The organism is Pseudomonas sp. 05T35, assembly GCF_056396605.1.
Genome location: NZ_JBFTLU010000029.1, coordinates 1 through 19,571 on the forward strand (window position 1 = coordinate 1; position 19,571 = coordinate 19,571).

Annotated in this window: 14 protein-coding genes and 1 pseudogene; 3 read left to right on the top strand and 12 right to left on the bottom strand. The window is 58.4% G+C overall.

The genetic code is table 11. From position 1 onward, the window contains the following. The 6 genes from AC1DH9_RS04125 to AC1DH9_RS04150 all read right to left on the bottom strand — a co-directional run. A partial coding sequence (locus AC1DH9_RS04125; RefSeq protein WP_477807832.1) for a serralysin family metalloprotease occupies positions 1-1,372 on the bottom strand: 1,372 nt, incomplete at its 3' end. Between the two features lie 410 nt (positions 1,373-1,782). Continuing rightward, positions 1,783-2,118: a hypothetical protein gene (locus AC1DH9_RS04130; RefSeq protein ID WP_427540928.1), complete on the bottom strand. Its 336-nt coding sequence runs from the start codon at positions 2,116-2,118 to the stop codon at positions 1,783-1,785. A 776-nt stretch (positions 2,119-2,894) separates the two neighbouring features. After that, the gene (locus AC1DH9_RS04135; RefSeq protein WP_427540926.1) at positions 2,895-3,353 is read right to left on the bottom strand and encodes an REP-associated tyrosine transposase; all 459 of its coding nucleotides are present in this window, start codon (positions 3,351-3,353) and stop codon (positions 2,895-2,897) included. 90 nt (positions 3,354-3,443) lie between these two features. Next, positions 3,444-4,538, bottom strand: coding sequence for a polyamine ABC transporter substrate-binding protein (locus AC1DH9_RS04140; protein WP_477807833.1), 1,095 nt, complete (start codon positions 4,536-4,538; stop codon positions 3,444-3,446). Positions 4,539-4,619: 81 nt separating this feature from the next. Then, a complete protein-coding gene (locus AC1DH9_RS04145; RefSeq protein ID WP_442114788.1) occupies positions 4,620-6,026 on the bottom strand; it encodes an NAD(P)/FAD-dependent oxidoreductase in 1,407 nt (468 codons plus the stop codon). Between the two features lie 50 nt (positions 6,027-6,076). Then, entirely contained in the window at positions 6,077-6,892 is an 816-nt protein-coding gene (locus AC1DH9_RS04150) for an AraC family transcriptional regulator (RefSeq protein ID WP_427540918.1), read from the bottom strand. A 274-nt stretch (positions 6,893-7,166) separates the two neighbouring features. On the opposite strand from AC1DH9_RS04150, the gene AC1DH9_RS04155 reads away from it, so the two are divergent. Continuing rightward, positions 7,167-7,442, top strand: a complete 276-nt coding sequence (locus AC1DH9_RS04155) for a DUF1652 domain-containing protein (protein WP_019690213.1) — start codon at positions 7,167-7,169, stop codon at positions 7,440-7,442. 80 nt (positions 7,443-7,522) lie between these two features. On the opposite strand, the gene AC1DH9_RS04160 is transcribed toward AC1DH9_RS04155, so the two are convergent. Continuing rightward, complete coding sequence (locus tag AC1DH9_RS04160; RefSeq protein WP_427540915.1) at positions 7,523-9,997, bottom strand: UvrD-helicase domain-containing protein; 2,475 nt, start codon at positions 9,995-9,997, stop codon at positions 7,523-7,525. Positions 9,998-10,273: 276 nt separating this feature from the next. Between AC1DH9_RS04160 and AC1DH9_RS04165 the strand changes: the two genes are divergently transcribed. Next, complete coding sequence (locus AC1DH9_RS04165) at positions 10,274-10,969, top strand: pirin family protein (protein WP_427540912.1); 696 nt, start codon at positions 10,274-10,276, stop codon at positions 10,967-10,969. Positions 10,970-11,303: 334 nt separating this feature from the next. Here the strand turns inward: AC1DH9_RS04165 and pgm are convergent, their stop codons facing one another. The 4 genes from pgm to AC1DH9_RS04185 all read right to left on the bottom strand — a co-directional run bounded on the left by pgm (position 11,304) and on the right by AC1DH9_RS04185 (position 17,628). Beyond that, a complete protein-coding gene (pgm, locus tag AC1DH9_RS04170; RefSeq protein ID WP_477807834.1) occupies positions 11,304-12,950 on the bottom strand; it encodes a phosphoglucomutase (alpha-D-glucose-1,6-bisphosphate-dependent) in 1,647 nt (548 codons plus the stop codon). A 125-nt stretch (positions 12,951-13,075) separates the two neighbouring features. Beyond that, positions 13,076-14,476: an aminotransferase-like domain-containing protein gene (locus AC1DH9_RS04175; RefSeq protein WP_427540906.1), complete on the bottom strand. Its 1,401-nt coding sequence runs from the start codon at positions 14,474-14,476 to the stop codon at positions 13,076-13,078. A gap of 55 nt (positions 14,477-14,531) precedes the next feature. Continuing rightward, on the bottom strand, positions 14,532-16,007 hold the full coding sequence (locus AC1DH9_RS04180; RefSeq protein ID WP_477807835.1) for a hypothetical protein: 1,476 nt from the start codon (positions 16,005-16,007) through the stop codon (positions 14,532-14,534). 598 nt (positions 16,008-16,605) lie between these two features. Next, positions 16,606-17,628, bottom strand: a complete 1,023-nt coding sequence (locus AC1DH9_RS04185) for a zinc-dependent alcohol dehydrogenase family protein (protein WP_427528794.1) — start codon at positions 17,626-17,628, stop codon at positions 16,606-16,608. A gap of 222 nt (positions 17,629-17,850) precedes the next feature. On the opposite strand from AC1DH9_RS04185, the pseudogene AC1DH9_RS04190 reads away from it, so the two are divergent. After that, positions 17,851-18,519, top strand: a pseudogene (locus AC1DH9_RS04190) (LysR substrate-binding domain-containing protein); the annotation flags it as partial. Between the two features lie 16 nt (positions 18,520-18,535). Here the strand turns inward: AC1DH9_RS04190 and AC1DH9_RS04195 are convergent. Next, a partial coding sequence (locus tag AC1DH9_RS04195) for a beta-ketoacyl-ACP synthase (RefSeq protein WP_477807836.1) occupies positions 18,536-19,571 on the bottom strand: 1,036 nt, incomplete at its 5' end.

Below are 19,571 nucleotides of genomic sequence, written 5' to 3' on the forward strand. Positions count from 1 at the left end.
CAGCCACGCCATGCCCGGAGAAGTCGATGGCAAGGCTGCTGCCACCGGAGATCGAGCTCAATACCGCGTCGCCCGCTGCACCGGTGAACGAATTCACGAAGTGCAGGCCTGCGCCGTTGGTAATGGCACTCAGGTCGATTTTGTCCAGACCACTGGTGAAATCCAGGATCTGATCGGCCGCACCCGGCTTGGAGTCGGAGCTTGCAGCAAACACGAAGGTGTCGGAACCGCTGCCACCCCAGAGTTTGTCCGCGCCACCCGCGCCGTAGATGATGTCGTTACCGGCACCGCCCTTGAGCTCGTTGGCCACGCTGTTACCGATCAGCAAGTCGTTGCCCGAACCGCCGATGGCGTTCTCGATGGTCACACCCTTGGCAATGGAAACGTTACCTACCATGCCGCCAACATCGGAGAACGAGGCCTCATTGAGGTTGATCTTCTGGTTTTGGGTGAAGCCGGAGAAATCCAGGGTATCCTTGCCGCCCGCGTCCCACACCGAGAACACGACTTTGTCCGACGACGAGGTCGCGCTGTAGAAATCGCGGCCGGCGTTGGAGTTGAAGCCGTAGGTGGTGTCACCGGTACGGGTGCTCATGTTGGCGCCGTAGAGCTTCTGCACCGCAGCAATATCGTCCATCAACGGACCGGACGAATAAGCCTCGACACCGCCCTTGCTGAAGTTCTGGTTGGTGTTGCTTTCACTCCAGTAACTCATGAGGCTGTAGCCGCGCGTGTCCTGGCCATAKGACGCGTCGTTGTAGGTCGGGTTGCCTTCGCCGGCGTTGTAGTCGCCTGGGTGAGACAGACCAAGGGTGTGCCCGATTTCGTGAGTCAGGGTCTGACGACCGTAGTTGTTCACGCCCGGGGTTTTGTTGACGTTGTAGCCACTGCCGGTCAGGTACCACGATTGGCCGTCATAGCCAGGCTCGGTACCCGGCAGGAAGGCGAACGCTGCTGCACCTTCCTGGCCGCCACTGTAGTTGCCAAAGGTCATGTGACCATCGCCACCCTTGGCGGCTTCAGTGAAGGTGACATTGGCCACGTCGCCCCAGGATTGCATGGCGAGTACGGCCTGAGCCTTCTGCAAGGAGCTGAACTGGCTAAAGCCGGTAACGCCCAGACCGCTGAAGTTTGACGTCGGTGCGGTCAGAAACGTGTAGGTGAGTTCGATCTTGCCGCTGCCGTTGAGATCGTGCCAGGAGGCACCATCACGCAGCAGTTGCGTCGCGGCTTGATCTACCGAGTAGGAGGGTTTGCCATTGACCGTAAGATTGCCGCCACGGTCATATTGATGGCTGAAACTATCGATCTGCGACCAGGCGCTACTTGTGGCGGCCAGTGAGTCAATAGCGTTCACTTTTACTTTCGACATAAACACACTTCCTTGTTTAGCAATGGAACAGTTTTTGTCAGACAGCGACAATCTCTGGCGAGATCGTCCTATCACTCGCCCAATGAAGGCGTAAGAAAGCTGACACATTTCGAAATCAAACGTCTACTACTTTTTTGACGTCAAATTGAACTGTTCCACAAAACTCCCGAAAACAATGACCGGAGAGTCGAAATAATCTTTGTAGTTCAATCTCAAAACAGGATTGTCGGACAATCTTTTATTTAAATATTAAATAACAGTACAGTTGTATTTGATTACTACGCCGCAGTTTTATGTGGCTTTTCTCCACCCACTTACACTCAACGCGCGCAGTAAATGTTCGGATTCAAGTGCATCAACTGCCGGGTTTACGAAGCAGTCGTAAAACCATGCCCTGCGGTGCGTCAGATTCACCGAGTCGCCGTATTGGCGAGCGCTTCGCCCGAACGCGGACCGACTCGAACGCCGGCTACGCCAGCTGCTACAAAAGCTGCGGTGCGCACATACCCCTGTAGCAGCGGCCGCAGGCCGCGTTCGGCTGCGCAGCAGTCGTAAAACCGGACGCTGCGGTGCATCAGACTCACCAAGCCGCCCGCATTGGCGAGCGCTTCGCCCGAACGCGGACCGACTCGAACGCCGGCTTCGCCAGCTGCTACAAAAGCCACGTTGCACACACAACCCTGTAGCAGCGGCCGCAGGCCGCGTTCGGCTGCGAAGCAGTCGTAAAACCAGACGCTTCGGTGCATCAGATTCACCAAGCCGCCCGCATTGGCGAGCGCTTCGCACTCGAACGCCGGCTGCGCCAGCTGCTACAAAAGCTGCGGTGCGCACATACCCCTGTAGCAGCGGCCGCAGGCCGCGTTCGGCTGCGAAGCAGTCGTAAAACCAGACGCTTCGGTGCATCAGACTCACCGAGTCGTCCGCATTGGCGAGCGCTTCGCACTCGAACGCCGGCTACGCCAGCTGCTACAAAAGCTGCGGTGTTCACAACTCTGTAGCAGCGGCCGCAGGCCGCGTTCGGCTACGCAGCAGTCGTAAAACCAGACGCTGCTGTGCGTCAGATTCACCAAGTCGCCCGCATTGGCGAGCGCTTCGCACTCGAACGCCGGCTGCGCCAGCTGCTACAAAAGCCACGTTGCACACACAACCCTGTAGCAGCGGCCGCAGGCCGCGTTCGGCTGCGAAGCAGTCGTAAAACCAGACGCTGCGGTGCGCCAGATTCACCGAGTCGCCCGTATTGGCGAGCGCTTCGCACTCGAACGCCGGCTGCGCCAGCTGCTACAAAAGCCCGGCGCGCACACCCCTGTAGCAGCGGCCGCAGGCCGCGTTCGGCTGCGCAGCAGTCGTAAAACCAGACGCTTCGGTGCATCAGACTCACCGAGTCGCCCGCATTGGCGAGCGCTTCGCACTCGAACGCCGGCTGCGCCAGCTGCTACAAAAGCCACGCTGCACACACAACCCTGTAGCAGCGGCCGCAGGCCGCGTTCGGCTGCGCAGCAGTCGTAAACCAGGCGCCTCGGCATTAGAGCCAGCACGCATCCCATAACGGATAATCATGAACCCGTTGAACCAACCCGGCACGAATCGGGTTTTGAATAACGTATCGTGCAAGGGTTTTCACGTCTTCATCCGCGCGAACAGCGCGATCGTGATACCCCTTCTGCCAGAAACGCCCTTGACGCCCCAATGCCTGATTCACAGCCAAACTACTGCGCGACTTGATACGACACATCACTTGCGCCAACGTCTTTTCTCGCAGTTCAAGCACACAATGAAAATGATCTGGCATCACGACCCAGGTCAAGAAGTCTGCCCAGCCATCTTCCTGAACAAGCTTAAGTTGCTCCACGACCAACCGCCCCAAGCGCCAATCCGCAAAAACCGCACGGCGCTGATAGACGACTGTAGTCAGCAAATAAATCCGCCCAACCTCTGACACCCGCCCCTCGCGCAATCGCCCAGCCTTCGTTGAAACAGGCATTCCTTGCCCCTTCATCCATTCATAGGAGGCTCAGAACTTACAACGTTGACGACATTCAGGCTGGCGCAAAGCTCAACCGGATGTAACCCCTCAACTCCCGGTCCGGATCTTGTTCCACAACCGTGTACGAACCCGGTCGATGCTCAGCGGCATGGCCTCAAGGGCAAACAGCTTGCCCATCATTTCCGGGCTCGGATACACCTTGGTGTCGCTCTTGATGGCGGGATCGATCAGGCTGTCGGCCTGTTCGTTGCCGTTGGCGTAGTGCACATAGTTGCTGATGCCGGCCATGACGTCCGGGCGCAGCAGGTAGTTCATGAAGGCGTAACCGGTCTTTTCATCCGGGGCGTCGGCCGGCATGGCGACCATGTCGAACCAGATGGCCGCGCCTTCCTTGGGAATCGAGTAACCGATGTCCACACCATTTTTGGCTTCCTTGGCGCGGCTTTCGGCTTGCAGGATGTCGCCGGAGAAGCCCACCGCCACGCAGATATCACCGTTGGCCAGGTCGCTGGTGTATTTGGATGAATGGAAATAGCTGACGTAAGGCCGAACCTTCATCAGCAGATCTTCGGCCTTCTTATAGTCGGCCGGGTTCTTGCTGTGGTGCGGCAGGCCCAGGTAGTTCAATGCGGCTGGCAGCAATTCCGGACCGTTATCGAGGATCGCCACACCGCACTTCTGCAGCTTTTGCATGTTCTCGGGTTTGAAGATCAGGTCCCAGGAATCCACCGGTGCGTTGACACCAAGCACCGCTTTGACCTTGGCAATGTTGTAGCCAATACCCGTGCTGCCCCACAGGTACGGAAAACCATGTTCGTTACCCGGATCGTTGTTTTGCAGGGCCTTGAGCAATACCGGATTGAGGTTTTTCCAGTTTGGCAACTGGCTCTTGTCGAGCTTCTTCAGAGCCCTGCCCTCGATCTGCCGCGCCATGAAGTGGTTGGACGGAAACACCACGTCATAGCCCGATTTGCCCGTCATCAACTTGCCGTCGAGGGTTTCATTGCTGTCGTAGACGTCATAGCTGAAACCGAYGCCGCTTTGCGCCTGGAAGTTTTTCATCGTGTCCGGGGCGATGTAGTCCGACCAGTTGTAGATCTTGACGGTTTCGGCAGCCTGACTGAGTGACGCAACGAGCATCAGCGGAGCCAGCATGAGAGAAGCAAAAGGCGTACGGATCATGATTCGATTCCTGTATGGCGTTTTTATTGGCAGGTTTTCGGGTGATCAGAGGATCAAGAAATCAAGACGCGGGTGCGGCGTTTACTGCATGAAACCTTCCATGAAACCCGCGACCCGAGAGGCCAGTTTGCGGCGCCACGGCGCGCTGGTCGGGTCGGCCAGGGTCTGGTCTTCATGGATGAAACTACGAATGATCGCGTTGTAGCCCAGCCAGCGCAGCGGCTCCGGTTCCCAGGCTTTGAGCGCGTCGAGGCCGCCCTGCGTGATGACCCACGGCTGGCGGACTCGCTCGGTGTCGCGTCCAAGGATCAGGTCTGCCAGGGTCCTGCCACCGAGATGGCTTGCGCCGACTCCCTCGCCGCCATAACCGCCAGACAAGGCGATACCGTTGCGCTGATCACAGAGCATGTGCGGCTTGAAGCGTCGGGACATGCCGAGGTTGCCGCCCCAGGAATGGGTGATGTTGACGTTCTTCAACTGCGGGAAAAGCTCGCCAAACAGGTAGCGGCGCAACTCGACTTCATTGCGGGTCAGGTCAAAGTCGTGGCGTAGCTTGCCGGCAAACTGATAGCCGCCACGGGCACCGAACACCAGCCGGTTGTCGGCGGTGCGCTGACCGTAAGTCACCTGGCGGCTGCTTTCGCTGAACGCCTGACCACGGTCCAGGCCAATCTCGTCCCAGGTCGCGACAGATAAAGGTTCGGTCGCCACCAGCAAGCTCTGCACCGGTAACTGATAACGCCCCAATGGCGCCAATGTCGCGGCGTAGCCCTCCACGGCTGGCACGATCCAGCGACTGCGCACAGTAGCTTTAGCGGTGCACAAACGGCCGGGCTGCCACTGACTGGCCGGGCTGTTTTCGTAGATGTTGACGCCCATGCGCTCCACCGTCCGCGCCAGGCCACGCACCAGCTTCGCCGGCTGGATCGTTGCGCAATGTGGCGCATACACTCCGCCGTAGGGCTTGGCGACACGGATCTGCTGAGCGAGTTGCTCGGGGTTGAGCCAGCGGTAATCGGCTTCGTTCAGGCCCTGACGGTAGAGCGAATCCAGATAGCGACGCAGGTTGCTTTCCTGTTCGGGATAACGGGCCGCGCAGTAAAGCACCCCGCCCTTGCGAAAATCGCAGTCGATGCCTTCACGTTCGAGGACACCTTGCACTTCATCGGGAATACGGTGCAGCAAATCAAAAGACGCGCGGCGCTGTTCAGCCGGCAAGCCGACGAGTAAACGGTCCTCGCCCAGCAAATTGCCCATCAGCCAACCGCCATTGCGGCCCGATGCGCCGAAACCGGCGGTCCTGGCTTCAATGATGGCAATCTTCAGGTCTGGCGCCTGACGCTTGAGGTAGTAAGCGGTCCAGAGACCGGTGTAACCGGCGCCGATGATTGCGACATCGACATCCAGGTCCCGCTCAAGTGACGGCCGCGCCAGTAGCGGTTCTTCAAGCTGGTCCATCCACAAACTGATAGTGCGCCACGCCGGCATGCAAGACTCCGCCACTCAAACTTCGATGGCGTCGATCCTAGTGCCTCGGTTCAGTGGCTGTCTTGCGCGCGTGCACGCAAGGAAATTTGCTTGGCATAGGCTTTGGGCGACAGGCCGGTGTGCTGGCGAAAGCAGCTGTAGAACGCCGAGAGCGAATTGAAGCCGGCGGCGAACGCCAGTTCGTCGATGCGCAGCGGCGGCGTTGCTGTGTCCAGCGCTGCCAGCAAATGCCGCAGGCGTGCCTGGTTCACGTAACGGTAAAAGCTCTGGCCGAGCACCTGGTTGAGCAGATAGGAAATCTGATTGCGGCTGTAACCACACTCCTTCGCCACCCGTTGCAGATCGAGTTCCGGGTCGAGATAGGGTTGCTGACGCTCGAAGTACTGTTGCAGGTCCTCAGCCATGAAACTCAGTTGCCGCGGCGAAAGCCCCAGTCGACTGACCGCCGGGCGCGAGCTGGCGGCCGACTTGCCGGACGCCTGTTCGTGGACCAGGGAGGCGTATTCATTGACGCGCCAGATCAGCCCGTCGCGCACGGTGATCGCCTCGCTGGATCGAAACGACACCAGCCCTTCACCGCCGCGTAATGTCACGCGGTACTGAATGAACGCAGTGTTGCCGTCCAGGCGAATCCGGTCCGAATGCTCCAGCGCTTCATCCGCGTCACGCGGCATGCTGCTGCGTACGTACTCGCGCAGTTCACTCAAGCCAAGCGTGCGGTTCTGGAAAAAGTCATTGTACTGAATGTCCGGGTGATACAGCGCCATGACGCCGTCCAGGTCCCGGTGCTTCCAGCACAAGTGATAACGCAGCACGGTTTCGCCGGTGGCCTGGGTTTGCAGCGGGCCATCATCCTGAGCAGGCATAGGGCACTCAACGACAGAAAAACCGAGCTTGCCGAACTTCGGCCAAGGCTTCAATGCTCAATTCAACCACCAGATACAGCGGCGCTCCGCCCGATGCCCTACAAAACATGATCCAGATCAATGACAGCACTTCAATCGCCAAACGGCCTTAAAGATTTCACGGTTCTTTCACCAACGAGTGCTATTTTTAAAATTCAAACGGTTGGGCCAGTGAGGGCTCATCCCTCCTAAACACGGGCTAACGGACGCGCTCGATGAACAAGGCGGGCAACACATGAATAGAGTGTCGTTGAGCAAGGTTACGTTTCCAAACGCCTGCCAGCTGATGCGCTGGTATTTTCATCCCATGGGATTCGAGGCGAGCATGGATGCCCCGGACAGCATGATTGCCCGGTTGTTTGATCGTGCCAGTGGCGAGACCATGATCGCCATTGCCGGAATTCCCTGCGCTACCGTGATGAACGCCGCCGATGTCGAGCGAATAATCGAAGCCGTAGAGGATGAGCTTGAAGCCTTTGCTCCTCCGCTTGCCCTGAAAAGTGCTTCTTGAGCCGCACCCCTTGATATCAAAGCCCACGCAGCGTGGGCTTTTTTCGTTCGAAGGCATTCCGGATGCCCGCGCCCTCCTGTTCAGGCTGACTGCTTGCCAACGCGCTGATCGGCGAAGAAAGGCTTGCCCTGCGCGATCCTGTCGGATGCCTTGGGCATATTGACCGCTTGATTGTCCTGGCCATCGACATACCAATAGCAATGCTTCACCGCCCGGGTGATGCCGACGTAAGCCAACCGCAGAATTTCGTCTTTCTGTGCACTGTCATAAGGCTCCGCGTCGCCGTCCTTGCCCAACCCAGCCATGCGATAAACCTGATTCTTGTACGGTGAACTGGTCAGGTGCTGGCAATCACCGAGCAGGAATACCGCATCGGCCTGAAGCCCCTTGGCACTGTGATAGGTCAACTGCTTGAGCCGTCGCGCCTCGAATGGCAAGCTAGAATCAGCATTAACTACAGGTGAAATATGCTCTTCAATCAATGACTTATCGCTACTTTTTCGATAAAGCATCAAGATTGAATCGCCGTTTCGATAGTGTTCCATCAGACGCTTGGCCATGGCCGAATCATCCCGATCATGGACGTTGACCGGCAGCAGTTCCCCCGGCTCGCCACTGGCCTTGGCTTTTTTGCCGGGAATCGCCGGTGCGGCGCGCACGATATGCTCGGCAGCGTCGATGATGTGCTGATGGCTGCGGTAGTTTTCGCTGAGCATTACCCGCGTGGTAGCGGGTGACGGAAATTCCTTGTTGAACTCCATGAAGTACTTCGGCGAACTGCCGCGCCAGCCATAGATCGACTGCCAGTCATCGCCGACACACAGCAGCGAGGAGCGTTGCGCCCCACGCCCGACGTGCATGGCCGGACCACGGCTGCGGATTTCCATCAGGGTTGCACGAATCCAGGAKACGATTTGCGGGGAAACGTCCTGAAATTCGTCGATCATCAAGTGCGACATCGGTCGCAGCAACTCATCGCTCAGCAGCTTGAGGTTTTCTGGCGAATGTTCACTGAACAAGGCGAACATCCGGTTGTAGGTCATCACCGGCGGCGACTGATCCAGTAGGTGATCCTCCAGGGCTCGCCAGTACAGGCTGAGTGCTTCAAAGAACAAACGGTCCGGATCGTCCTTGGCGAAACTCATCTGGCCCACGGCAGCCGGAACATCCAGCCCAAGGTTTTCAATAAAACTGGCCGCTGCGACAAAACAGTCGAGCAGCGGCGCGGAACCCAGTTCGCCCTTGACCTTGTAATCGAACCCGGGCCCGGCGCTGGCATCCCCGGCCAGCGTGGCCAAAACACGTTTTGAAGACTCGTAGCTATCTAGCCAAATCAAAGGCTTACGACAGAAAGCTTGAAACAAGGTGCGCTTGACTGCCCATTCGGCGCGAACCGTCAGTTTGGCGTTGGGACGGCTGACTTGCGGGTTTTCACGAGGGTCGAAGCCTAGAACCACCCAGGCGTCGAGCGTCGGGATGTAACCGTGACAATGGAAGGTCGAACCGTTGATCTCGAATGTCTGGCGGCTCGGCTCAATGCCCTTGATCGGCCAGGCGCCTGCGCGGATCCACAGATCTTCGACGACATCGCAGAGTTCTTCATCGCGCTTGGCCGCCAGTTCGGTCACCGCCATACGCTTTTGCACATCCGGGTGATCGCGTTCCAGCTCCTTGAGCTGCAAGGCGTGACGGGACAGCGGCGTGATCAGTTCGCGAAAGCGTTCACTTTGAGTAAACAGCCGGTGAAAACAGGCATTGAGTTGTTGGCGCTGGGTGTCGTTGATCCGCAGATCGAACGGGTTGCTGTCGACCTCTGCGTCATCGAACAGCGAACGGCCGCTGAGGTTTTCGAAGGCCTGCAGCCGCTCGAATCCCGGCAGGCTGCGGACCATCGGCAAAATGCGTGAGTGGAAAGTTCGCACCAGATCGCGGGCGTCTTTCTGAGAGAGCGCTCGGCCCCACACGGCAAACAGCCCGATCAGCTTGTTGATGAAGTCCTTGCGCGATTCGCGGGTGAAGGTCACCACGGTCAACGAGTCGAGTTCAAACCCCAGGTAATGGGTCAGCAGTAAAATGCGCAGCGCCAGGGTTGTCGACTTGCCGGCGCCCGCCCCGGCGATCACCGAGGTCGAAGGGGTGTCGCTGAAGATCATCTTCCACTGTGCGGCGCTCGGCTGTGCCGACTCCGGCAACAAGCGAGCGACATCGGCCTTCATGCGCTTCTTGATCTCGGCACTCAGCGGCAGCCGCCAGTCGTCGAACAGGTTTTCATCAATGCGCGGCGCCGGATGCTCGGTGGATCGGCTGTCGCGGATCAGCAGCACCTGACGGCCTTCCTCTATTCCGTCCAGCTTGCCTTCCTTGTAGCCGTAGTCGACGCCGGCGCTATGACCGCTGCGAAAGCCGTCGGCCTGGCCATGCAGCCAGGACGCCCGGTGCTGCGCGCGCAGGCGGTTGAGGCCGTGGCCAAAAAAACGCGCAGCCAGGCGTTTGAGCAACGGCATCTCGGCCAGGGGCAAAAGCTCGGAAGGAAGATCGGGATTGTGACGCGGCACGCTGACTCCAGGGTGTGAGGCTGTTGCAGGCTATGGTGTCTTCATTTGCCGGCGAGTTCTAGTCAAATGCTTATCCATCATTGGTTTAAGCGATGAAGTGAATGCTGGGACGTAGAGTTTAGCCTTCGATTTATATCTAATAAACTGATCAGATTAAGGCAGTTTTTACGCTTTTTATCGATCGTTGACTGATAGATGATGTTTGCCATCAACCACCGGTTCTCGTTTTGCGGCTCAAGTGTTCCGCCCCATGACGAACCTTTTCAGGAGACGATCATGCTTGAACTCAGACCCTTCAAATCCCTGGGCGGCGCCCATCATGGCTGGTTGGATGCCCATCACCATTTTTCGTTCGCCGAGTACTACGACCCCAAGCGCATGAACTGGGGCAACCTGCGGGTGTGGAACGACGATGTGATTGAGCCGGGTACCGGATTCCCGAAACACCCGCATCGGGACATGGAAATCATCACCTACGTTCGCGAAGGTGCGATCAGCCATGAAGACAACCTGGGTAACAAGGGCCGCACCGAGGCCGGTGATGTACAGGTCATGAGCGCCGGCACCGGGATTGCTCACAGCGAGTACAACCTGGAGTCGACGGCGACGAAGATTTTCCAGATCTGGATCATCCCGAATGAAACCGGGCTGGCACCGTCCTGGGGCGCCAAACCGTTTCCAAAAGGTCATCGCGAAGGTTTCGTGACCTTGGCCAGTGGCAAGGCCGGCGACGACCAAAGCCTGCGGATCCGCGCCGATGCACGGTTGGTGGCGGCAAACCTGAAGGCTGGCGAAACCGCCGAGTATCAACTGGACAACGGTCGCCGGGCGTACCTGGTGCCTGCCACCGGAGTCATTGAAGTCAATGGCTTGCGTGCACAAGCTCGAGACGGTGTAGCGGTTGCGCAGGAACAGGTGCTGCGGGTGACCGCCATCGAGGACAGTGAAATCGTGTTGGTGGACCTGGCTTGATACGCTGAAGGCCAGATGCAAAAAGGGGTGACCGTTTAGGTCACCCCTTTTTGTTTGCAATCGATATTGGCTGCACTGCCGTCATCGCTGGCATAAGTTTCTACACATCTTGCTGCTCCAGCTCTCGTAGCAGCTGCCGAGCCTGCGAGGCGGCGTTCGAGGACGAAGTCCTCGCAAATCCTGCGTACGCGATTCGCCTGAAGGATCGTGTTGGCTGATTTTACGACTGCTTCGCAGCCGAACGCAGCCTCGCACGCTCGACAGCTGCTACGGAGGTAGTCCTTCAGCGTATTTCTAAGTTGTGTAGATTCCTATGCAGTGATGGGGTCCTCGATTATTTGGTGCTGATGGCGCTGTCCACCAGTGTCTGGGCTTCGCTGACCAATTGCTTGAGGTGATCGTCGCTAATGAAGCTTTCAGCGTAGATCTTGTAGATGTCCTCGGTGCCCGAAGGACGGGCCGCGAACCAGCCATTTTCGGTCATGACTTTCAGCCCGCCGATCGCCTGGTCGTTACCCGGCGCCTTGCTGAGAATGCTCTGGATCGCTTCGCCAGCCAGTTGTGTCGATTTGACCTGGTCTGGTGACAGCTTGCCGAGCAAGGCTTTTTGCTCAGGGTTGGCCTTGGCATCGACACGTACCGAGAACGGCTCACCCAGTTCATCGGTCAGTGCGCGATAAGCCTGGCTTGGATCGCGTCCTGTGCGAGCAGTCATTTCAGCCGCCAGCAAGGCTGGAATCAGGCCGTCCTTGTCAGTGCTCCAGACGCCGCCATCCTTACGCAAGAACGAGGCACCGGCACTTTCTTCACCACCAAAACCCAGCGAGCCGTCGAACAGGCCATCGGCAAACCATTTGAAACCGACCGGCACTTCGTACAGGCGACGATTCAGGCGCTTGGCAACGCGGTCGATCAAGCCACTGCTGACCACGGTTTTACCCACCGCCGCATCGGCGCGCCATTGCGGGCGGTTCTGGAACAGATAGTCGATGGATACGGCCAGGTAGTTGTTCGGCGCCAGCAAGCCGCCGGACGGGGTGACGATGCCATGACGATCGTGGTCCGGATCGCAGGCGAACGCCACGTCGAAACGCTCTTTCAGACCGATCAGGCCTTGCATGGCATAGCTCGACGATGGGTCCATGCGAATCTGACCGTCCCAATCGACGGACATGAAACGGAACGTTGGATCGACCTGGGTATTCACCACCTCAAGGTTCAGGCGGTAATGCTCGGCAATCGCCGACCAGTAGCGCACCCCTGCTCCGCCCAGCGGGTCCACGCCCAGGCGCAGGTTGGCGCCACGGATGGCGTCGAAGTCGATCACGTTGACCAGATCGGCGACGTAGGTATTGAGGTAATCGTGACGATGGGTGGTGTCGGCCTTGAGTGCCTGCTCGTAGCTGATGCGTTTGACACCCGCAAGCTTGTTGGCCAGCAACTCGTTGGCCTTGGCCTCGATCCACTTGGTGATGTGGGTATCGGCCGGACCACCGTTGGTGGGGTTGTACTTGTAACCGCCGCTTTGCGGCGGGTTATGGGACGGCGTGATGACGATGCCGTCTGCCAGCCCCGACGTACGGCCGCGGTTGTAGCAAAGAATGGCGTGGGAAATAGCTGGCGTCGGCGTGTACTCGTCGCCTTCGRCAATCATCACAGTCACGCCATTGGCGGCGAGGACTTCCAGCGCACTGGCGCCGGCTGGCGTCGATAGCGCGTGGGTGTCGATGCCGACAAACAAAGGGCCGTCGATGCCCTGGGCTTCGCGATACAGACAGATGGCCTGGCTGATGGCCAGAACGTGCCATTCGTTGAAACTCAGCTCGAACGAGCTGCCACGATGGCCTGAAGTACCAAACGCAACGCGCTGGGTCGAAACAGAGGCATCGGGCTGGCCGGTGTAATAGGCCGTTACCAGTCGCGGGATGTCGACCAACAACTCTACGGGTGCCGGTTTGCCCGCAAAAGGACTGAGTGTCATGCAAAACCTCTGAAAAAGAGTGGTTCAGGAATGGGGAGGCAGTTTACTGGCAGTTGGACCAGAGAGCGACGATATCTATCCAGACAAAATCTATCCAGACGTCAGCTGGGTATATTGACGCCCGGTCAATCGATGAGTTCAAGCCTCAACGCATCCGCCAGCATCGTCAATGCAGCCTCCAGGTCGTGCTGCCCGCTGAATGTGTGGCTGAGCCTGACGTTCTGCGAATGCAGCCCATGCAAGCTGAACAATTCACCGGGGGCAATCACCACCTGTTGCTTGAGCATGCGCTGGAAGACCCGACGCACATCGACCGGCCGTAACGAGCGCGCCCAGATGGTCGCCCCGCCCGCCGGCTCGACAAACTCCAGCGAATCGCTCAGACGGTCCTGCAGCATCTGGATCATTCGGCTCTTGCGCTCTTTCAACAGCCGGCGCAGCACCAGCAAGTGCTGGTCGATACGGCCGCTGCTGTACAAGCGTGCGATGGCTTTCTGACGAATCGGCGACAGGCGAAACGAGCGCAGCAAAAAATGCCGCTGCAGCTCCACGCTCAAATGCCGTGAAAGCAGATACCCGTAAGGTGCCTCAGGCCCCATGAGCTTTTCGAAGGTGGAAAACACGATCAGGCGATCAGGATCGAGCACATCGCGAAAACGACTTTCATTCGGCTCATGAGCGAGTTCGCCGTACACGTCGTTTTCCAGTACCCAACTGCCGTGTTGTTCCAACAGTTCGGCGGTGGATTGCCGGTTGTCCGACGGCATCAGGCTGCCGCGCGGCATGCTCACGCCCGACGACAGCACCACCAGGCGAACCGCCTCGGTCCGGAGCAAATGCTCGAGCAACTCAAGGTCAAGGCAGCCGTTGCTGTCTATCGGCAACTCGATCACCTGCACGCCAGCGGTCTGGAACAAGCGCAAAATGGCCCAGTCGCAGGGCGATTCGACCAGCACGGTCGCATCCTTGAGTTCGAGCACGGCGATCAGTATTTCCAGCACACCCCGCCAGTCGGCACCGATGTAAACATCATCGGCGTGCCAGCAGCGTGCCGGTGAAGTGGTGTAGCGTGCCGCCAACGCGGTGCGTAACTCCAGCTCGCCACACGGCTGCGAGTGAAGCTGCGGTTGACGCGGATACTGGCGCACCAGTTCTCGCTCCAGCAGCAACAATGGACTGTCCAGCGACTGCAGAAGCGCGGGCTCGTCGATACTCAAGACCAGCATTCCCGGGCGCCTTGCGCTGACATAGACCGTTTCAAGCAGATCGTTACCGCTGCTGAACGACATGTTCAAGGACACCGGCAACGCGTAGTAACCGGACTTTGCCACCGAATACACCCGCCCTTCTTTCTCCAGCAGCGAATAGGCGTACTGAATAGTTGAAATCGACACGTTCAACCGGTCTGCCAGCTGCCTTAGAGAAGGCAGCTTGATCGGTGCTTCAGTCGCCATTTCATTGATCAGGCTGGTCAGGTATCGGTACACGGCCTGGTAAGCAAAATCTGTTTCCCTTTGCCCCTTCATGAACACTGGCCAATCGCTGTGCAGGTGTTTTTTGAATCGGTCAAACCGGACTCCTTCAACGTCTCGCTGACCATTCACTCAGCGCGTCATCCACCTCACACTCTCCGGTGCCTGCGGCACTCAAGCCCGAATCCCMCGCTTCGAGCCCGATCCCGGACACCGAACGCATGCCGTAGAGCCTGCAGATCAGGCTGACCGACAGGCCGCTGACGTCGATCATCCATTGCATGACTTGCTCAGGAGCGGCATTGCCCTGCATTGCTTTGTGCAGTTCGGGTATCGCCACTAACATGCCGGGATGGCAGCGGCGCAAAAAATGCTCGAGCCCGGCACCGGCATCGACAAAGGGGGCGAACAGCAGGCACAGCTGCTGTGTTTCATTGAGCCCCAGTGTTTGCTGAGCCTCGGCCGACGCCAGGGTCCGAAGCTCGGCCATTGCCTGCGGATTGCCGTAGACCTCCAACACCTGCTCGCAAAGCCGCTCGGGCAGACGTCGTTTACGCATCTTCAACAACGCCCGTTGTATGTACTCGCTGAATCCGCTTTCGTAGGCCAGGTCATTCACGAAGCAGGCTTGCAAGCCCCGCAAATGGGCCGAGAGCAAAGGACTGGCGAATTCGTTTTCGCGCAGGTGAACGTCAATTTCATCCGGTTGCAGCCCGAGAAAGTCGGTCAGCAATGGCCAGCGCTCCTCCATGTTGCCGGTCACCAGGTCCTGGATATCGATGTAGTCTGCGCCGCGTCGCGCCTCAAAACTCTCGCGTGGCCGCCACTCGACCGTTTCATGGCCCGCATAAAGCTTGCGATAACAATCGCCGCCCAATTGATCGAGCGTTAAAAACAATCCTTCATAACCGAAGGCCGGATGAGTGATTGCCGGCAGGCCGGCCTTTTGCGCCTCGTGCATCAGGCCGGCCAAAAACTGCTTTTGCTGACGTACGGTTTCACCGCTGATCAACGCATCGACACCGCCCTCCCATCGGGCCATCTGCGAGTAGAACTCGCCTGTCGCCAGATAGCCGTCGCTACACGCTTCAAACACCCCGTCAGCCCCTCGCAAATGGCCGAGCATCAGCATGTTGGTGCGATTCAAATCGCGACCAGCCTMGGACATCGGCATCAGATGGCTGAAGGGCAACACCTCGCGGTTATCGACCATCACCACCTCGACCCGAGGATCGTCGTAGACAAACAGGGCGCCGTAGCTGCTATGAATATTCTCCATGATCGTCGGCGTCGTCCCGCCCAGCCGTAGCGTGGCGACACGCAACTGGAAGGTCGCTGGCGCCCTGCCCGCGATACTCAATTGCGCGGCACGCAGGAATGCCAATGTGTAGCAACTGTCGCGCGTTCCCGAGTGCATCATCAGCACCTTGTAAGTACCGATTCTCTCCATTCCCCCCGCCGCCACCAACAGACGCTGGATCAACAGCTGCAATGCAGTACGTTCCGCACGAGAAAAGAAACTCAGCAACCGCTGCAAAACTTGCTGATAGACATAGTTCATCGCTTGATCATGAGTTGTGCTCATTGTCATTTACCTGATATTCAAAAAGTCGGCATCGCACAAGCAATCATTTGCTTGCACGACCTGCGATCGATGCTGGCTGATAACGGCTTATCGTGAGTATCTGCTTTCAAATGCTAACACTTTGGTTGTGGTAACTATTTGAAACGATTGTTATAGAAATAACGTTCACGACCGAGCCAATCGCCCACAACCCCCGAGCCCACGAGCTCCGACGGACCGGATGGGCGGCCTAGGACTTTTCCGACAACGTCCCACAGACAATGAGCACGAGAAATAAGGAAACCAGAACAAGGCAATACTTCCATAACTAACAAGCGAACCGCTTACTTGCCGCGTTTCAACGCGAAGCGCAGGTGAGCAATGGTCCGTATACATAGCACCAAAAGCAGAACCCATTAAAAAAAGATGCCCAGCCATGACTCATTCCTTGAGATGAATTTAATCATTCAATTATCAGGGCTTATATGATGATTAGAAGATACAGATCAGAAGCAAAAACCAGTTCAGTTGCTGAACCGGCAGATGACGAAGGGGGATGAAAGGTGTGCCCGTACAACAAAAACGCAAGAGTCCGTAAACACGGACTCTTGCGCAAGCGTCATGCAGGTTCTACTTGAAGCGCCACTCGCTCGCGACACGGACACTCATCCATGTAACGGTGCGCCTGGACAAACTCGCTAAACGGGAAGACCCGGGTCTTGAGTGGTAGCAGTACCCGGTCAGCCGTCAACTGGTTGATATCGCGCAGCGCCCGTTGCAGTGCGACCTGGTCCTGAATGATCCCGAGTTCCGGTTTGCCGGTGAAGTTGCCGATGCAGTGCACGAAGAACTGAATGTTTTTCTGGAACGCTGCACAGGCCGGGAACGGCGTCTGGTTACCGCCTTGCAGGCCATACAGCACCAGGCTGCCACGAGGCGCCAGCACGTCACCGAGCATCGACATCTGCGGACCGCCGAGGCCATCGAATACCACGTCGACACCGCGGTTGTCGGTGAGCTTGTTGATCTGCATGAGCAGATCCTGCTCTTCAGTCACGATCACCGTCTCGGCACCCAGGGATAACAGGTACTCGCGCTCGCTGGCCGTTTTGGTCGCGGCAATGACCCGCACACCCAAGGCCTTGCCCAGTTGCACGAAGGACGGGCCGGCACAATGGCTCGCATCGGTGACCAGGGCAAACTGGCCAGGCTTGACCCGTGCCAGATCGGCGTAAGCAAAGTAGGCAACCAACAGCGGCGTGTAATGCACAGCGGCTTCGACCGGACTGAGCACATCCGGATAACGCGTCAACGCCGAACGCGGCAGTACGATCTGCTCGCCGTAGACGGGATAGTCATTGGGACTTTCTGCCGGGAAGCTGGCGACCTTGTCACCCACCGCCAGATCATCCACACCTTCGCCGACGGCAGTGACCACGCCGGCCATTTCATGACCAAGGCCCGATGGCAACCGGGCATGGGAAGATGCCAGGTTCTGGCGCCAGAGGATGTCATACCAACTGATGCCGATCGCTTCGACACGCACCTGCACTTCGCCCGGCGCTGGCAGAGCTGCCGCATGCTCTTCGCATTTGAGCACCTCGGCAGGACCAAACTTGTGAAAACGGATCGTGCGGGACATCGCAAACCTCGTCAAATTAACCTCTAATGCCCTGAACTCTATCCGGGCTTTCTGACCAAGACCATCAGTGGCTATTAATAGTCGACATGCCTGTCATTGATTCCGCAGCCCCGGCAATACGTCAATCAACGTAGAAAACCGAACCAGCATTGTGGGAAAAATGAATTACTCGGTGCAGAGTAACAGCCTTTCCCCGTAAGATTCATGCCGGCCATTGTTCTCATATGGCCCGCTGTCAGTCGCGCCGCTGAATTCGACCCGGCCACCAGCACCGCGGTGTTTCGCATCGGCCTCTCGGATGATGTCGAGTTCGCCCTGCTGCCGATGCTGTTGAAGCGCCTGCGTGCGGAGGCGCCCGGTATCGTGCTGGTGGTGCGACGCGTCAACTATCTATTGATGCCGAGCTTGTTGGCATCAGGCGAAATCTCGATTGGCGTCAGCTACACCACCGATCTGCCGGCCAACGCCAAACGCAAAGTCCTGCGACGCAGCATGCCGAAACTGCTGCGCGCCGACTCGGTACCTGGCGCCTTGAGCCTGGACGACTTCTGCGCTCGCCCCCATGCCCTGGTGTCCTTTGCCGGCGACCTCAGCGGTTTCATCGATGAAGAACTGGAAAAACTCGGGCGCAAGCGTCATGTGGTGCTCGCGGTTCCGCAGTTCAATGGTTTGGGGACGCTGTTGGCCGGCACCGATATTCTCGCCACCGTGCCGGACTACACCGCCGATGCACTGACTGCCGCCGGTGGCGTACGCGCCGAAGACCCGCCGCTGCCGACGCGAACCTTCGAGCTGCACATGGCCTGGCGCGGCTCGCAGGATAACGATCCGGGTGAGCGCTGGTTAAGATCGCGGATTCAGATGTTTTTCGGGGATCCTGATAGTTTGTAACAACCCCCCGCCAGGCTCAAAATTCAGGCTCCCAGCGGCGGAACAGGACGCTGGCGTTAACACCACCAAACCCGAACCCATTTGAGAGCGCGTGCCTTATCAACGTCTTCCGGGACTTCAGGCCGACCAGATCGAGCCCGACGGCCGCCTCATCGGGATGAACCAGATTCAACGTGGGGGGCACGACCTGGTCACGAAGCGCCAGTACGGTGAAGATGGCTTCAATACCACCGGCCGCTCCCAGAAGATGCCCGGTGGCGGACTTGGTCGAAGTGATCGCCACGCCGGAGTCACTCCCGAACAACGAGCGAATTGCCGCCAGTTCCCCTTTATCGCCAACCGGAGTGGAGGTCGCGTGCGCGTTGATATGCTGCACGTCCGCAGGACTGACAGCGGCCTGGCGCAGTGCTTGCTCCATGGCGCGCCGTGCGCCGCTGCCATCTTCCGGACCTGCCGTCAGGTGATAGGCATCGGCGCTGGTGCCATAGCCGACCAGTTCCGCCAAGGGTTTGGCTCCACGTGAGAGGGCATGCTCCAGCGATTCGATTACAAGCAACCCGGCCCCCTCAGACATTACGAAGCCGTCACGATCGCGATCAAAGGGACGTGATGCCTCCTGCGGACGCTGGGCAAAACCAGTGGATAGTGCGCGGGCCGCAGCAAAACACCCCAGAGTCACACGGTCTATCGCTGCTTCGGTACCGCCGCATATGGCGATGTCCGCCTCGCCACTTCTGATGAGCCTGGCCGCATCGCCGATAGCCTGCACCCCTGCAGCACAGGCCGTTATGGGCGCCCCGAGCGGCCCTTTGAAACCATGCCGAATGGAAACGTGCCCGGCCGCCATATTGGCGAGAAATGACGGTGCAGTGAACGGCGACAATCTGCGAGGGCCACGCGCGTCGGTGGTACGTACAGCGTCGGCAATCGCGCCAAAACCACCTACGCCCGATGCAATGATCGTAGCGGTACGCTCCTGGTCTGCGACATCCGTCGGATGCCAGCCGGCCTGCTCCAGAGCTTCGTGCGCGGCCACAAGCGCAAACTCGATG

Bases quoted from the DNA above. Each gene is read 5' to 3' on its own strand.
- AC1DH9_RS04130 (WP_427540928.1), bottom strand. From the start codon at position 2,118: ATGCACCGAAGCGTCTGGTTTTACGACTGCTTCGCAGCCGAACGCGGC.
- AC1DH9_RS04155 (WP_019690213.1), top strand. From the start codon at position 7,167: ATGAATAGAGTGTCGTTGAGCAAGGTTACGTTTCCAAACGCCTGCCAG.
- AC1DH9_RS04165 (WP_427540912.1), top strand. From the start codon at position 10,274: ATGCTTGAACTCAGACCCTTCAAATCCCTGGGCGGCGCCCATCATGGC.
- AC1DH9_RS04175 (WP_427540906.1), bottom strand. From the start codon at position 14,476: ATGAAGGGGCAAAGGGAAACAGATTTTGCTTACCAGGCCGTGTACCGA.
- AC1DH9_RS04135 (WP_427540926.1), bottom strand. From the start codon at position 3,353: ATGCCTGTTTCAACGAAGGCTGGGCGATTGCGCGAGGGGCGGGTGTCA.
- AC1DH9_RS04145 (WP_442114788.1), bottom strand. From the start codon at position 6,026: ATGCCGGCGTGGCGCACTATCAGTTTGTGGATGGACCAGCTTGAAGAA.
- AC1DH9_RS04150 (WP_427540918.1), bottom strand. From the start codon at position 6,892: ATGCCTGCTCAGGATGATGGCCCGCTGCAAACCCAGGCCACCGGCGAA.
- AC1DH9_RS04185 (WP_427528794.1), bottom strand. From the start codon at position 17,628: ATGTCCCGCACGATCCGTTTTCACAAGTTTGGTCCTGCCGAGGTGCTC.